The sequence below is a fragment of the Delftia acidovorans NBRC 14950 genome (assembly GCF_001598795.1).
Lineage (GTDB): Bacteria > Pseudomonadota > Gammaproteobacteria > Burkholderiales > Burkholderiaceae_C > Comamonas > Comamonas acidovorans.
This window is the reverse complement of the sequence record NZ_BCZP01000009.1, coordinates 213,614-228,424: the sequence shown is the minus strand read 5'-3', so window position 1 is coordinate 228,424 and position 14,811 is coordinate 213,614. Positions and strand designations below refer to the sequence as shown.

The following is a 14,811-nucleotide window of genomic DNA, read 5'->3' as shown; positions in this document are numbered from 1 at the left end:
ACCATTGATTCCGGTTGCAATCCCGGCACGCGCATTTGCTTTTCCAATTGCTGCAATGCCGCGCCGTACTCTGGAAGAATCCAGACCTCCTTTTTCACCAGCCCCTGTTCGCGCAGCCGTTGCCGGTGCAGGCGCTGGTAATGGGCTGATGTCTTTTGTTCCATGCGGATACCATAGCGGCCATTACATGTGATGTCTACATGTAATGGCGATCAATTTGTAAACGGATATGTAAACCGAGTGGCGCAATGGCTGGCTTTGCGCAGGCCACGGCCCGCCTTTGCGTTCTGGCAAATCGCCATCAAGAATTCATTTTTTCTACCGAAAACCATTTATCAACAAATTTTCCTATCAACCACAGGAGCGCCCAGGCGCGGACTGCTGCGGCGGCGGCGCAGGGCTGCGAAGGCACTGCACAATGGCCGCTGTCGCAGGCAGATCCGGCCCTTGGCTGCCCGGCGCACGCTACGGAAACCTCTGCATGCCCGCCTTCAGGCTCTCACTTCGCACGGCAGTCACAGCCCCCTTCATAGCGGTGTTCGTGGTCACGGCCGGGCTATTGGCGGCATGGCAGCAGCGCCAGGTGGACCAACTCATCAACCGCGAAAGCCTGCGGCTGCTCGACTCCCTGTCCACCACCACGCGCCACCAATTGGCCGATTACCTGGAGACCCCGCTGCGCGTGCAGCAGGCCCTGGCCGAGACCGTGGCCCGGCAGGCGCTCTACACCCCCGGCGACCTGCGCCCCATCTATGGCTATCTGACACGCTCATTCACCGAGCTGTACGCCCAGCACCACCAGATCAGCCTGTTGAGCTTTGGCGGCGTACAAGGTGAATACACGGGGGTGCGGCTGGAGCCCGATGGCCGCTACCGCCTGATTCTTCAGGACCGCAGCACCCAGGGGGCCCTGCAGATCTTCGAGGGGCTGGAGCCCGGCCCGCCCATGTCCAGCCTTGCAGGCTACGACCCCCGCGTGCGCCCCTGGTACCAGCCTGCCATCCACAAAGACGGCCCGCACTGGTCGCCCATCTACACGGTGACTGGCGACCGGGGCGATACCACGATTTCCGCATCCACTTCAGTGCGGGTGTCCGGCCAGCTGGCCGGCGTGGTGGCCGCCGATGTGCGGCTGAGCAGCATGAACCGCTTTCTGCGCGACGAGCCCTTGCGTGGCAACGGCCATATCGCCGTGGTCGACGCACAGGGCTACATGGTGGCGCACTCGTCCGAGCTGTCGGTGCTGAAGCGGCGCGAAGGCCCCTATGACCCACCCGTGCGCCTGCGGCTGTCTGAAAGCCCCGATCTTGCGCTGCGCAGCCTGGCCGCCCTGCTGCCTGCGCATCTGAGCGCGGATCCATCGGCGCCAGCGGCCCCCCAGAACACCATCAACCTGAGCTTCAAGGAACAGGGGCAGATCTACCACGGCCAGGTCACCGCATTCCACGATGTACGCGGCATCGACTGGCGGATCCTGGTGCTGCAGCCCGAATCCGATCTGGTCAGCAGCATGCGGGCGGACAGCCGCCATGCGCTGGTCCTCGCTTTCGGCCTGGCCTTGCTGGGACTGGGGCTGGGCGTGTGGTGCCTGCGCCGGGCGCTGCGCCCCCTGGCGGTGACGGCCGATGCGGCCAACCGCCTGGCCAAGGGCGACTGGAGCGCGGTAGGGGCGCTGCCGGATACGTCCCTGGTCGAGACATCGTCCCTGGTTTCGGCCTTCCACAACATGGCGCAGCGGCTGCAGGAATCGTTCGAGCACATGCGCACCCTGCTGCAGTACGACAGCCTGACGCAGCTGCTCACGCGCGCCGGCCTGATCGAGCAGGCCGATGCGGCTGCAGCCGCCAACACGCCCTGCCCTGCCGCGCTGTGCCTGCTGGAGCTGCAGAATTTCCGCAGCGTCCGCGACGATGTGGGCCACGGCACGGGCGAGCAGTTGCTGCGGGCCGTGGCCGAGCGGCTGCGTAACCACCATCTGCAGTTTCCTGCCCTGCTGGCGCGCACGGCCAGCAACGAGTTCGCCATGCTGTGGCTGCATGACTGCACGCCGCAGCAGATGCAGGACAAATGCCGCCACCTGCTGGAAATCTTCGACCAGCCATTTTCCGTGGGCAAGGACGACATCGTGCTGCGCGCCTGCGCGGGCGCCGTCAGCGGCGAGCTGCTGCCGGGCGCGCTGCCCGAGTGGCTGCGCAACGCCAGCATTGCGCTGGGTGAGGCGCAGCGCGGCTCGCACCCCTTCCTGCTGTTCGAGCCCAGCCTGGCGCAGAAAATGCTGGGCCGCACGCAGCTGGCCATGGAGCTGCGCCAGGCGGTGGAGCGCAACGAGCTGCGCGTGTTCTACCAGCCCGTGGTGGACCTGGCCACAGGCAGCATGGTCGGCGCCGAGGCCCTGGTGCGCTGGAACAGCCCGACGCGCGGCATGGTGCCTCCCGGCGTCTTCATTCCGGTGGCCGAGGAGTCGGACCTGATCCTGAGCGTGGGCGAATGGGTGCTGCGCACGGCGGCGCACGACATCGCCTCCCACCTGCCCCGGCTGCCTGCTGACTTCGAGCTGCACGTCAACATGTCGGCACGCGAGCTCATCCAGTCCGACTTCGCCTCCACGCTGGAGCAGGCACTGGCCACCAGCGGCCTGCCCGCCCGGTTGCTGACCCTGGAGCTGACGGAGTCCATGCTGCTGGACGACAGCGACGCCACGCTGCAGCGCATTGCCGCCATCCGCGCGCTGGGCGTGAAGATCGCCATTGACGACTTCGGCACCGGCTACTCCTCCCTGGCCTATCTCAGCCGCCTGCGCTTTGACTGCATCAAGATCGACCAGAGCTTCGTCGGCCAGTTGCCGGAGTCCGAATCCGACAAGTCCATCGTGACCGCCGTGCTGCGCATCGCCCAGGGCTTTGGCGTCAAGGTCGTGGCCGAAGGCGTGGAGGAGCAGGCCCAGGCCAGGCTGCTGCATGCCCTGGGCTGCGAGCATGCACAGGGCTATCTGTTCGAGCGGCCCGTGCCGCTGGCGCAGATGCTGGAGTACCGCTCTCCCTGGCCCGAGTGAGCCACCAGTGGGCCACCAGGGAGTCGCTGGTGATCCACTGCTGCCTTGTGGTGCCCTGCCTGTCGGCTTTGGCTGACGTGTGCCGCTTGCATGATCCGGTGCACATGCAGGTGCAATCCACGAAACAATCGGCGCCTGTTCCAGCCTCCCGCCTTCCATGACGCCCACCTATTCCGAGAGCCAGCCGCCCCCGCCCCGTCTGGACCCCGCCGGCCCCATCCACCTGATCGTGCCTCTGCGCCCAGGCGCCGACCTGGAACAGCTGCGCGCCCGCCTCACCAGCGTGCCCGCGCTGCAGCAGCGCAGCGTTCAGTGGCATGTGCCTGGCGCACGCGCCGACATCGTGCACCTGGCCGCCCGCGCCGTGGACAGGGCCAGCCAGGATGGCGGCCTGGTCGTGGCCGCCGGCGGTGACGGCACCATCAATGCGGTGGCCGCCGCAGCCTGGGCGCGGGGCGTGCCCATGGGCGTGGTTCCGCTGGGCACCTTCAACTACTTCGCCCGCGAGCAGGCGCTGTCGCTGGAGCCTGCCCAGGCCGTGCAGGACATTCTTCAGGCATTGCAGGCCGGCCAGATGCGGCCCGTGAACGTGGGCCTGGTCAACGAACGGCTGTTTCTGGTGAACGCCAGCCTGGGCCTGTACCCGCGCCTGCTGGACGAACGCGAACGCGCGTCCACACGCTTTGGCCGCACGCGGCTGGTGGCCATTGCGGCCTCCATCTGGAGCATTCTTCGCGGTGGCAGCGCGCGCCGCTGGCGCATCGCCCTGCGCTCCGACCGCCAGGCGCCGCTGCAGCAGCAGGAACACCTGGCCAGCACACTGTTCGTAGGCAACAACCCGATGCAGCTGGAGCGCGTGGGCATTGCCGAAGCCCGCGCCGTGGCCGACGGCCAGCACCTGGCCGCCGTGCTGCTGCTGCCACAGGCCAGCGAGGCCCCGGCGCGCGTGGTCTGGAATGCCGTCTTGGGACGGCTGGCGCAGGACGATGCGGTGGCCAGCCTGGCCTGCACCGAGCTGGTGGCAGAGCCCGCAGGTCGGCGCCCGCGGCGCCTGAAGGTGGCCTTTGATGGCGAGCGCGAATGGATGGCCCCGCCCATTCGTTTTCGCCTGGGCGAGAAGCCGCTGTGGCTGATCGTGCCGGGCGAGGCCGGGCCCTCCTCCTGATCATCAAGGGACAAGGAACGCCCATGGCTTTGCTCATGCATATGTCGGACCTGCATTTCGGCGCCCACGATCCGGCCGTGTGCGCCGCCGCGGCAAGACTGGCCGCACGTCTGCCCGTGGCGCTGCTGGTGGTCTCCGGCGACCTGACCCAGCGTGCCACGGCCGCACAGTTTGCCCAGGCGCGCGAGTTTCTCGATGCCCTTCCCGTACCGCGCCGCCTGGTTGTGCCGGGCAACCACGATCTGCCGTTGCTTGCCTGGTGGGAGCGGCTGGGCGGCCATGCCCATGATCGCTACGCCCGCTGGATCAGTGCCGAACTGCAGCCCTGGTGCGCAGAGCAGGGCTTTTGCGTGATTGGCGTGGACACCACGCGCTGGTGGCGCCACCAGCGCGGCAGCCTGTCGGCCAGCCAGATCCGGCAAGTGGCCCAAAGGCTGGCGCAGGCCAGCCCCGGCGACTGGCGCATTGTGGTCAGCCACCACCCGCTGGCCGCCGCCCATGCGCAGGACCGCAGCCACCGCCCGCACCGCGCGGCAACGGCCCTGGCGGCCTGGCGCGACGCCGGAGCGCAGTTGGTGCTGTCAGGCCATGGACATGACCCCGGCCTGGTCCAGCCGCTGCCGGGACTGTGGGCGGCGCAGGCGGGCACTGCGGTATCGCTGCGGCTGCGCGCGCATGCGCCCAACAGCCTGTTCACGCTGGAGCAGCAGGAGGACTGGGCTGGACAGGGCCCGGCCTGGCGCCGAGAGCTCACGCGCTGGGACTATTCACGGCAGGCGGATGAATTCCTGCCCGTTCAAAAGCATGTTCTGGACCCGCCGCAGGCCTCCACCCGCTGAACGCGCGCAAGCCTTGTTCTGGCGTTCTTCGTTGTATTGCACAATCCATAGCCTCGGCCTCCATGCAGGCGGCGGCAGAAAAGTTTGCATGCTGTCCTACGCGATGGCCGCCCGAGGGTGTGGATGATCAGCCCTCGTCAATGCTGCCTTTTTGATAGCAGCATGATGCACTGCAACAAAGAGATATGCGAATCCTGTACGTTGAAGACAATGCCGACCTGCGCGAAACCATTGGCCTGCTGATGGAGAGCGAATCACGCTTCGTGACCAGTTGCGCCACCGCCGAGCAGGCCCTGGAACTGGATGCGGCCCAGCCTTTCGACGTGGTGGTTTCCGATGTCAGCCTGCCCGGTCTGTCAGGCACCGACCTGGCGCGGCAGCTGCTGGAGGCCGATGCCCAGCGCTGGATCATCCTGTGCTCCGGCTACGACCTGGGACCCTACCCCACGGCCTGGGGCTCCCATGTGCGGACCCTGCTCAAGCCCTTCGAGATCGAGGACCTGGAGACGCTGCTGGACTCCATCCAGGAAGCGCTCGGCAACCCCGCCCACTGAAGCGTTCGCGCTTTCGCGCCCCCCGGCTCCCGCCGTCACAGCACGGCCTTGGAGCCTCCCACCGCCGCCTCGCGCGGCAATTCCACCCTGAAGCTGGTCACTCCGTCGGCGGAGCGCACATCGATGCGCCCGCCGTGCGAACGCACGATCTGGTGCGCAATGAACAGCCCCAGACCCAGTCCCTGGTGCTGGCCGGGCCGGCGTTCACCACCGCGAAACGGGTTGAACAGCGTGGGCAGCAGTTCCGCGGGAATGGTGCCGCCGTTGCGCACCGTGATGGACACGCGATCGTCCTGGCGGCCATCGGCCGTCACCTGCACCGGCTGCGCGGGATCTCCGTGGTGCATGGCATTGCCCAGCAGGTTGGTCAGCACCTGGCACAGGCGTTCTCCATCCCAGATGCCTTCCAGATTGCCCAGCATCTCGCTTTCCAGGCGCCGCTCCGGGAAGCCCGTCTCCACCTCCTGCAGCGTGCGCTGCAGCAGCGTCTGCAGGCTGGCCGGCTGGGGCGACAGCGGCAGGCCTTCTGCCTGGCGGATGCGGGTCACGTCCAGCAGATCCTCGATCATGCGCGACATGCGCTGGCTGCTGCTGAGCATGCGCTCGGCCATGTTGGCCACCTTGCCGGGATCGGGCTGGCGCGTGAGCACGGTGGCCGCCGCCTTGATGGACTGCAGCGGCGTGCGCAGGTCGTGGCTGAGCACGGCCATGAACATCTCGTTGATGCGCAGCGCCTCGGTGCGCTCCTGCAGCTGCTGGGCCAGCGCCTGCTTGCGCTGGTGCAGCTCGAAGAACACATTGGCCTTGGTGGTCAGCATGTGCGGGTCGATGGGCTTGTACAGAAAGTCCACGGCGCCGCTTTCATAGCCGCGGAATTGCCAGTTGTGCTCGCGCGAGCCGGCCGTCATGAAGATGAGCGGGATGTGGCGCGTGCGCTCGCTGCCGCGTATCAGTTCGGCCAGCTCGAAGCCGTTCATCTCGGGCATCTGCACGTCCAGCAGGGCCAGCGCCACATCGCCATGGTCGAGCAAAAGCTCCAGCGCCTCGGGGCCGGAATGCGCCTTGAGGAACTCGATGCCGTCGCGCTGCAGCAGCGCTTCGATGGCGATCAGATTCTCGGCAATGTCATCGACGATCAGGCATTTGACGCGATCTGTTTGGGACATGGATTCTCTCTCGGTATTTTGTCTGGTGGGAGCGCGCTGAATGGACATTCAAAGCCTCCCCTGGCCGTGCAGCGATGCGATGAGCGCGGCAATGCCCTGCGGCGCCAGCACCTGGGCCTGTGGCACGCGGGCCAGGGCCGCCCGCGGCATGGTCTGCATTGCGGCACTGTCTGGCGACTGCACCACCGCCAGGCCGCCGGCCGCGTGCACGCTGGCCATGCCCTGGGCGCCATCCTCGTTGGCGCCGGACAGCAGCACGGCCAGCAGGCGCTCGCCATAGCAGTCGGCAGCCGACTCGAACAGCACATCGATCGAGGGCCGCGAAAAATGCCAGGGCGCATCCAGCGACAGCGCCAGCCTGGGCCCGCTGTCCACCAGCAGGTGGTAGTCGGCCGGCGCAAAGTACAGGCAGCCCGGCTCCAGCCATTGCTGGTCCTGCACCTCGCGCACCGGCAGGGCGCAGCGCGGCCCGAAAAGCTGGCCCAGCAGGCTGCGCCGGTCGCGCGGCAGGTGCAGTACCACCAGCACCGAAGCGCGCAGGCTGGCGGGCAGCGTGGGCAGCACCACGGACAGCGCATCAAGCGCGCCTGCCGAGCCGCCGATCACGATGGCCTCGTAGGCTGTGGCGGCGTCCGAGGCGGGTGTGTTCGTGGTCGCGGGCATCACAGCCCGGCCCTCTTGCGGTAGATGCGGTCTTCGAGCACGAAGTCCTCGAAGGCCTCCGAATGCCCTGAAAACCGCAGCGACTCCTTGGAGCCCAGGCCCAGGAACCCGCGATGGCACAGCGCATCGCGGAACAGGCCCAGCGCCCGGTCCTGCAGCTCGCGCTCGAAATAGATGAGCACGTTGCGGCAGGACACCAGGTGCATCTCGGCGAACACGCTGTCGGTGGCCAGGCTGTGGTCGGAGAACACCATGTGCTCGCGCAGCCCCTTGTCGAAGACCACACGGCCATAGCGCGCCGTGTAGTAGTGCGACAGCGAGCTGTGCCCGCCCGAGCGCGCATGATTGTCGGTGAATGCCGCCACGCGCGCCATGTCGAACACGCCCTGCTCTGCCGCCTTCAGCGCATGGGGATTGATGTCGGTGGCGTAGATCAGGGTGCGGTCCAGCAGGCCCTCTTCATGCAGCAGGATGGCCAGCGAATACACCTCTTCGCCCGCGCTGCAGCCGGCCACCCAGACCTTGAGCGAGGGATAGGTGCGCAGCAGCGGCACGACCTCGGTGCGCAGCGAGCGGAAGTAGGTCGGGTCGCGGAACATGTCGCTGACCTGGACCGTGAGGTACTCGAGCAGGGCCGGGAACACGCTTGTATCGTGCAGCACACGGTCCTGCAGCTGCGACAGCGTCTTGCAGTCGAACTGCACCAGGGCCGACTGCAGGCGCCGCTTGAGCGAGGCCTGGGCGTAGCCCCGGAAGTCGTAGTGGTAGCGGTGGTAGATGGCATCGATCAGCAGGCGCTGCTCGATGTCGGCGGTGCGGGCTTTTTTCAGCTGAGGCATCGCGTCCTCCTTGCTACTTGGGCATCCACACCCGCACCAGCGACAGCAGCTTCTCCACGTCCAGCGGCTTTGCGATGTAGTCGTTGGCACCGGCGGCCAGGCATTTCTCCTGGTCGTCCTTCATGGCCTTGGCGGTCAGGGCGATGATGGGCAGGCGGCGCCATTGCGGGCGGTTGCGGATCTCGCGCATGGCGGTGTAGCCGTCCATCTCGGGCATCATGATGTCCATCAGGACCAGGTCGATGCCGGCCTGCGCCGTGCCCCGCGCTTCCAGGGTTTCCAGCGCCTCGCGCCCGTTGCGCGCGATCTCCACGCGGATGCCCGTGGGCTCCAGGATGCTGGACAGCGCGAACACATTGCGCACATCGTCCTCCACCACCAGCACCGTGCGCCCTTCCAGCGCCGACTCGCGGCTGCGCGCCACCTGCAGCATCTGGCGGTGCTCGGCCGACAGCTCGGACTCCACCTGGTGCAGGAACAGCGTGACCTCGTCGAGCAGGCGCTCGGGCGAGCGCGCGTCCTTGATGATGATGGACTTGGAAAAGCGCCGCAGCTGCTGCTCTTCATCGCGCGAGAGCGCGCGGCCCGTGTAGACGATGACAGGCGGGAAGGAAACATCGTCCTGGTCCGTCATGCGCTGCAGCAGCTCGTAGCCGCTGATGTCGGGCAGGTTCAGGTCCATCACCATGCAGTCGAAGGTGGCGCCGCGCAGATGTTCCAGCGCCGCCGCCGCCGTGCCCGCGCAGACGATGTCCACGTCGCTGCGGCTGAGCAGGTGGCGCACGCTCTCGCGCTGGCGCTCGTCGTCCTCCACCACCAGCACGCGGCGCAGGTCCTGGGTGAACTTGGCCTCCAGCCGCTTCAGGGCATGGACCAGTTCCTCGCGCTTGACGGGCTTGAGCGCGTAGCCCACGGCGCCGCGTCCCATGGCCTCCTGCGAATAGTCGGCCACCGAGACCACGTGAACGGGAATGTGGCGCGTGACGGGGTTGCGCTTGAGCTGATCCAGCACGCCCAGGCCCGAGAAATCGGGCAGGTTGATGTCCAGCACGATGGCGTTGGGCTGGTTGCTTGCCGCCATGGCCAAGCCGTCGGACGCGGTGTTGGCGACATCGCATTCGAAATCCATCTCGCGCGCGAGCTCGGAAAGAATGTCGGCAAAGCGCAGATCGTCCTCGATGACGAGGATGCGGCGCCCGCTCTGCCCGCTCTTTCGCAGGGCATCCGCCGCGGACGACGTAGGCGACAGCATCGGCGCAGACATGGCTGGCGACATGGCCGGCGCGAACGCGGGCGCAGCCGGCGCGACATGGGCCGAGGCGACGGCGGGCACGGACGCGGGCGATGACACCGGCACCTGCGTCTGTGTCTGCGTCTGCGCATTCGCCAGCGATTCCCGCGCCGGGCGGGGCAGCGGCGCGGCAGCCAAGGCCTGGCCAGACTCCACCAGCGCCAGGATCACAGGCACGGTCAGCGTGAACACACTGCCCTGCCCCGGCGTGCTGGAGACGGTCAGCGTGCCGCCCAGCAGCCCGGCAAGATCACGTGAGATCGACAGACCCAGGCCCGTTCCTCCGAACTTGCGATGCGTGCTGCCGTCCGCCTGGCGGAAGGCATCGAAGATGAATTGCTGCTGCTGCTCGGCAATGCCGATGCCGGTATCGCGCACGGCAAACGCCAGCATGCCCCCGGGCACGCGGGACACCTGCAGGTCGACCGAGCCCTTGGCCGTGAACTTGAGCGCGTTGGACAGCAGGTTCTTGAGCACCTGGGCCAGCCGCATGGGGTCGGTCTGCATGGAGGCCGGCACGCCGGGGTCCACCGTCCATGTCAGCTCCAGGCCTTTTTCGCGGGCGATGGGGCGCAGCGGCTCCATCAGCGCCTGCAAGGCGGTGGCGATGGTCATGGGCTCCACCAGGACGCTGACCTGGCCGGCCTCGATCTTGGACAGGTCCAGGATGTCGTTGATCAGCGCCAGCAGGTCGCTGCCCGCCGCATGAATGGTCTGTGCGTACTTGACCTGATCGGCCTGCAGGTTGCCGGGCTTGTTGTCGGCCAGCAGCTTGGCGAGGATCAGCGTGGAGTTCAGCGGCGTGCGCAGCTCGTGGCTCATGTTGGCCAGGAACTCGCTCTTGTACTGGCTGGCCAGCTCCAGCTCGTGCGCCTTGTCGGTCAGCGCACCCTGGGCACGCAGCAGTTGCTCGCGCTGGTACTCCAGCTGCTGGGTCTGCTCCTCCAGATGGGCATTGGTCTGCTCCAGCTCGCTTTGCTGGTGCTCCATCTGCGTCTGCGACTCCTGCAGGATGCGGCTTTGCTGCTCCAGCTCCTCGTTGCTCACGCGCAGCTCTTCCTGCTGGGCCTGCAGCTCTTCCGACTGGCGGCGCGTTTCTTCCAGCAAGGTCTCAAGGCGCGAACGGTCCAGGCCCGAGCGGATGGCCACGGCCAGCATTTCGGACGCCCGCTCCAGCAGGCTGCGCTCTGCCTCGCTCACCCCGCGCAGAAAGCCCAGTTCGATGACGGCGAACACTTCGCCGTTCTCCATGGCGGGCGCCACCATCAGCTGCAACGGGCTGGACTGGCCGGTGCCCGAGGAAATCGGCAGGTGCTGCGCGGGCACGTCCCTGACATGCAGCAGCTTGCGCGAGGCGACCGCCTGGCCCGCCAGGCCCTCGCCGGGCAGCAGCTTGTGCTGCAGGCGCTCGCGCGGCAAGGCATAGCCGCCGAACAGGCGCAGACCGCCGTCGGCGCAGTCCACCACATAGCCGGCGCCCACCTCGGCGCGCAGGTAGGTGGCCAGATATTCCAGTGCCTTTTGGCCCAGGTCTTCAAGCCGACGGTCGCCCTGCAACTGCTGGCCCAGGCCGGACAGACCCGACGTCACCCACGACTGACGCGCCTTGACGCGGTACTCGCGCACCGTCAGCGCAGCCGATGCCAGGATCAGGCCCAGCAAGATGAGGGAGCCGCCCCAGGAGTAGTACGTCGAGGTGGTGGATGCCTCCACCCACAGCTGGCGGCGCTGCTCCAGCTCACGGGTCTGGCGGGTGTAGAGATCATCGATCAGCTCGCGCAGCCGGTCCATGGCGTTCTTGCCCACGTCCAGGCGCACCAGGGCCATGGCGGCGTCCAGGTCGCCAGCCTTGCGCAAGTCTATGGTTTCCTGCAGCTCGCGCAGCTTCTGGCTCGAGATGTCCTCGATCTGGTCCAGCAGCCGGTGCTGCACGGAGTCGCTGGACGTGCGCGCCTTGAGCGCCTCCAGCTGCTTTTGCAGCACATCGCGCGCCTGCTGGTAGGGCTGCAGATAGGCCTGGTCACCCGTCAGCAGAAAGCCCCGCTGCCCGGTTTCGGCATCCTTGAGCGAGGCATTGAGCTGGCTGAGCTGGCGCATGGCCAGCGTGGTGCGGTCCATGGCATTCACGGCCTGGCCCCGCGCCTCGGACGCCCGGAAATTGACGAAGGCGATGACCAGGGTGGCCAGGGCCGCTGCACCAAAGCCTGCAACAAGCGTCCATGGAATGGCAAAGCGCTGGGTGGTCTGGTGGCTGGAAGATCGTGGCATGCAGTGGAATTTCTGGCGGAAATGGACGAAGGAATCCGCCAGGGACTGTAACGGTTTTGCGCGGCCCTCGGCAGCACTCGGCCGCAGTCCGCGCTGGTTTCAGCGGTGCGCGACGCACGGCGCCACCACGGCAGCCGTTAACATGGCCCGATACCTTCCTTCCGACATCCCGCTGCGGTCGTCGGCCCACACTCCAGGAACCATTGCATGAAAACCTTTGCCCTCACCGTCGCATCGCTGGCCGCCGCCGCCTCGCTGGTGTCCACCAGCGCCAATGCCGCAGCGTTGATCTTCCTCAACGACACCATCGCCGCACGCATTCCCGCCAGGGACCTGCCCGACGCAAAGGCCACCGTGGCCAAGGTGCTCAACGAGGCCGCCGACGGCTCCGTGACCGAATGGACCAGCCGCCCGAACCGTACCAACCAGCGCGTGACGATGGCCTTGCAGCCGCAGCAGACCGTGCAGACCGGCTCGGCCGGAAGCTGCCGCCTGCTGTCGGCCGACGTGCGCCTGAAAAAGACCTCGGAAAACTGGCGCTTCTGGTTCTGCAAGCAGTCCGATGGATCGTGGAAGGCCAGCGGCAGCCAGCCCTGAGCAAGGATTGCGGTGGCCTGTCACCGGGAATCCGGCATGGACCTACGCCACCAGTCCTGGACACATGGGAGCATGTCGGCCGGAAGATCGACATCGGAGAACAACCATGCCCCATGAATTTGTGCAGGCCACGACACTCGCCAGACGGCTGGCCCTGGGCGTCGCCGCAACCTCGTTGCTGACGCTGGCCGCCTGCTCGGGCGAGACCTCGTCAACGCGCGCGGGATTTCCCATGGCAGAAGTGCCGCGCTTCAACCAGCCCCCGCCGGACAAGCCCCTGCTGGGCCAGCCCGTGATCATGGCCGAGCAGGTCATGCCCCATGCCAAGGGGGATCCGCACGAGCCCCTGCCGCCAGCCGCGCCCCTGCCCGCCAAGGCATCGGAGCCCGCAAGCGGCGCAGGAGCCACGAACAAGGAAGATGCCGGCGGCGTGAACCCGGCCGCCGGCCAGGCCGCCGCCATCACCGATGGCCAGGGCGAGGGCTCCAAGTACCAACTGGGCGCCCCCAAGTAGCTGAACTCGGCCAAACCCGGCAGAACTCAACCGTAGCCGGGCGGACTCAGAACGAAGTCCAGTCCCCGTCGTCATTGCCCTTGGCCGCCACGGTCTGCCGGGCGGCAGGCAGCTTTGCGGCGGGCGCTGGGGCGGCAGAGGCGCTGCGTGCGGCAGCAGCAGGTGCAGTGCCAGCAGCAGGGGCAGTGCCAGCAGCAGGGGCGGACGCGGCCAGCGGTCTGGCCGCAGGGCGCATGGGCGCTGCCGCAGAAGGCGCGCGCGCGGCAGGTACTGAAGACGAAGCTGCTCCCGTCCCTGCACGGGCCGGCGCCAAGCCGTCGATGCGGAACACACTCACGGCGGCCGCCAGCTGATTCACCTGGGATTTGAGCGAGCCGGTCGCAGCTGCTGCTTCCTCGACCAGCGCGGCATTCTGCTGCGTCACCGTGTCCATCTGCGAAATCGCCTGGTGCACCTGGTTGATGCCGCTGCTTTGCTCCTGGCTGGCGGCCGTGATCTCGGCCACCAGGTCGCTGACCTGCTGCACGCTTTGCACGATGCCGTCCATGGTGCGGCCGGCCTCGGCCACCTGGCGCGTGCCCGCGTCCACCTTGGACACGGAGTCTGCAATCAGGTCCTTGATGTCCTTGGCTGCCGAGGCGCTGCGCTGGGCCAGCGCACGCACCTCGCCCGCCACCACGGCAAAGCCGCGGCCCTGCTCACCGGCACGTGCCGCTTCCACGGCAGCGTTCAGCGCCAGGATGTTGGTCTGGAAGGCAATGGAGTCGATGACGCCGATGATGTCGGCGATCTTGCGGCTGGACTCGCTGATGCCGCCCATGGTGTCCACCACGCCCGCCACTACCTTGCCGCCCTGCACCGCAGTCTGCGATGCCGAAGCGGCCAGCTGATTGGCCTGGCGTGCGTTCTCGGCGTTCTGCTTGACCGTGCTGGTCAGCTCCTCCATGGCGGCAGCCGTCTGCTCGAGCGAGCTGGCCTGCTGCTCGGTGCGCGAGGACAGGTCCTGGTTGCCCGCATCGATCTCGCCCGAAGCCGTGGCGATGCTGTCCGCACCCGAGCGCACCTGCCCCACGACCTGGGCCAGGTTGTCGTTCATCTGGCGCAGCGCCTGCAGCAACTGGCCGGTTTCGTCGCGCGAATCAACGGTGATGCGGCTGGTCAGGTCGTTGTTGGCCACGGTGCGCGCCACGCGCAGGGCTTCGGCCAGCGGCACGGTGATGCCGCGCGTGATCCACCATGCGGCCAGCGCGCCCAGCACCACGGCCAGGGACACCACGGCGATGATGGTGGCGCGGCTGGCAGAAAAACGCACCTGCACTTCCGCGGCGGAGCTGTCTATGGCGGCGCGCTGCATGTCCAGCAGGCGCTGCACGATCTCTATATAACGCTGCGTGGCGGGCTGGTACTCCTGGGTGAACAGGCGCTCGGCATCTTCTGCACGGCCTTCGGCCTTGGCCTTGGTCACCACGTCGCGGCCCGCCAGGTAGCCGGCGCGCGCCTTCTTGATCTCGACCCAGATGTCCTTTTCTTCCTGCGTCTGCAGCAGCGGTTCGATGCGGTCCTGCAGCTTGCTCGACTGGCGCGAGGACTCGGCCGCGTCTTCGGCAAAGAAAGTGGCCAGCGAAGGATCGCTGCTCTTGGCAATGGCCGTGGTCCGGCGCGAGCCCGAGTGGATGTTGCGGAACCAGTCGCTGATCATCCGCTCCTTGGCCAGGGCCACCTCGGTGATTTCCGTGGTCGAGCGGGCCATGTGCCCCATGCTGACGATGCTGGTGACACTGATCAACAGCATGATCAGCAAAAGAATGGTGAAGCCGCCTCCGAGACGGAGGCCGATGCGCAGGTTTTTCATGTTTTCCGGGA

11 protein-coding genes are annotated in these 14,811 nt (G+C 67.3%); 6 read left to right on the top strand and 5 right to left on the bottom strand.

What is annotated here, in order from left to right; all coding sequences use genetic code 11:
- Nucleotides 1-418: 418 nt before the first annotated feature.
- The 4 genes from DA1_RS14315 to DA1_RS14300 all read left to right on the top strand — a co-directional run bounded on the left by DA1_RS14315 (nt 419) and on the right by DA1_RS14300 (nt 5,610).
- Nucleotides 419-3,052: a bifunctional diguanylate cyclase/phosphodiesterase gene (locus DA1_RS14315; protein WP_034393821.1), complete on the top strand. Its 2,634-nt coding sequence runs from the start codon at nt 419-421 to the stop codon at nt 3,050-3,052.
- A 157-nt stretch (nt 3,053-3,209) separates the two neighbouring features.
- Nucleotides 3,210-4,217, top strand: a complete 1,008-nt coding sequence (locus DA1_RS14310) for a diacylglycerol/lipid kinase family protein (RefSeq protein WP_034393822.1) — start codon at nt 3,210-3,212, stop codon at nt 4,215-4,217.
- A 23-nt stretch (nt 4,218-4,240) separates the two neighbouring features.
- Nucleotides 4,241-5,056 (top strand): metallophosphoesterase family protein, encoded by an 816-nt coding sequence (locus tag DA1_RS14305; RefSeq protein WP_034393824.1) that lies wholly within the window; start codon nt 4,241-4,243, stop codon nt 5,054-5,056.
- Between the two features lie 185 nt (nt 5,057-5,241).
- Complete coding sequence (locus DA1_RS14300) at nt 5,242-5,610, top strand: response regulator (RefSeq protein ID WP_034393827.1); 369 nt, start codon at nt 5,242-5,244, stop codon at nt 5,608-5,610.
- 35 nt (nt 5,611-5,645) lie between these two features.
- On the opposite strand, the gene DA1_RS14295 is transcribed toward DA1_RS14300, so the two are convergent.
- Genes DA1_RS14295 through DA1_RS14280 form a run of 4 tightly spaced genes read right to left on the bottom strand, consistent with a single transcriptional unit; the run spans nt 5,646 to nt 11,837 of the window.
- Nucleotides 5,646-6,776 carry a hybrid sensor histidine kinase/response regulator gene (locus DA1_RS14295; protein WP_034393830.1) on the bottom strand — a complete coding sequence of 377 codons (1,131 nt, stop codon included), beginning with the start codon at nt 6,774-6,776 and terminating at the stop codon, nt 5,646-5,648.
- 48 nt (nt 6,777-6,824) lie between these two features.
- Nucleotides 6,825-7,439, bottom strand: a complete 615-nt coding sequence (locus tag DA1_RS14290) for a chemotaxis protein CheB (RefSeq protein ID WP_034393833.1) — start codon at nt 7,437-7,439, stop codon at nt 6,825-6,827.
- On the bottom strand, nt 7,439-8,278 hold the full coding sequence (locus DA1_RS14285; protein WP_012205655.1) for a CheR family methyltransferase: 840 nt from the start codon (nt 8,276-8,278) through the stop codon (nt 7,439-7,441). The genes DA1_RS14290 and DA1_RS14285 overlap by 1 nt, the downstream gene beginning before the upstream one ends.
- A 13-nt stretch (nt 8,279-8,291) precedes the next feature.
- Nucleotides 8,292-11,837 (bottom strand): response regulator, encoded by a 3,546-nt coding sequence (locus tag DA1_RS14280; RefSeq protein ID WP_034393835.1) that lies wholly within the window; start codon nt 11,835-11,837, stop codon nt 8,292-8,294.
- A gap of 207 nt (nt 11,838-12,044) precedes the next feature.
- Here DA1_RS14280 and DA1_RS14275 point away from each other — a divergent pair, with 207 nt between their 5' ends.
- The gene (locus DA1_RS14275; protein ID WP_034393838.1) at nt 12,045-12,434 is read left to right on the top strand and encodes a hypothetical protein; all 390 of its coding nucleotides are present in this window, start codon (nt 12,045-12,047) and stop codon (nt 12,432-12,434) included.
- A 106-nt stretch (nt 12,435-12,540) separates the two neighbouring features.
- The gene (locus DA1_RS14270) at nt 12,541-12,948 is read left to right on the top strand and encodes a hypothetical protein (RefSeq protein WP_034393841.1); all 408 of its coding nucleotides are present in this window, start codon (nt 12,541-12,543) and stop codon (nt 12,946-12,948) included.
- Between the two features lie 46 nt (nt 12,949-12,994).
- Here DA1_RS14270 and DA1_RS14265 read toward each other — a convergent pair whose 3' ends face one another.
- On the bottom strand, nt 12,995-14,800 hold the full coding sequence (locus DA1_RS14265) for a methyl-accepting chemotaxis protein (RefSeq protein WP_034393844.1): 1,806 nt from the start codon (nt 14,798-14,800) through the stop codon (nt 12,995-12,997).
- Nucleotides 14,801-14,811 lie beyond the last annotated feature (11 nt).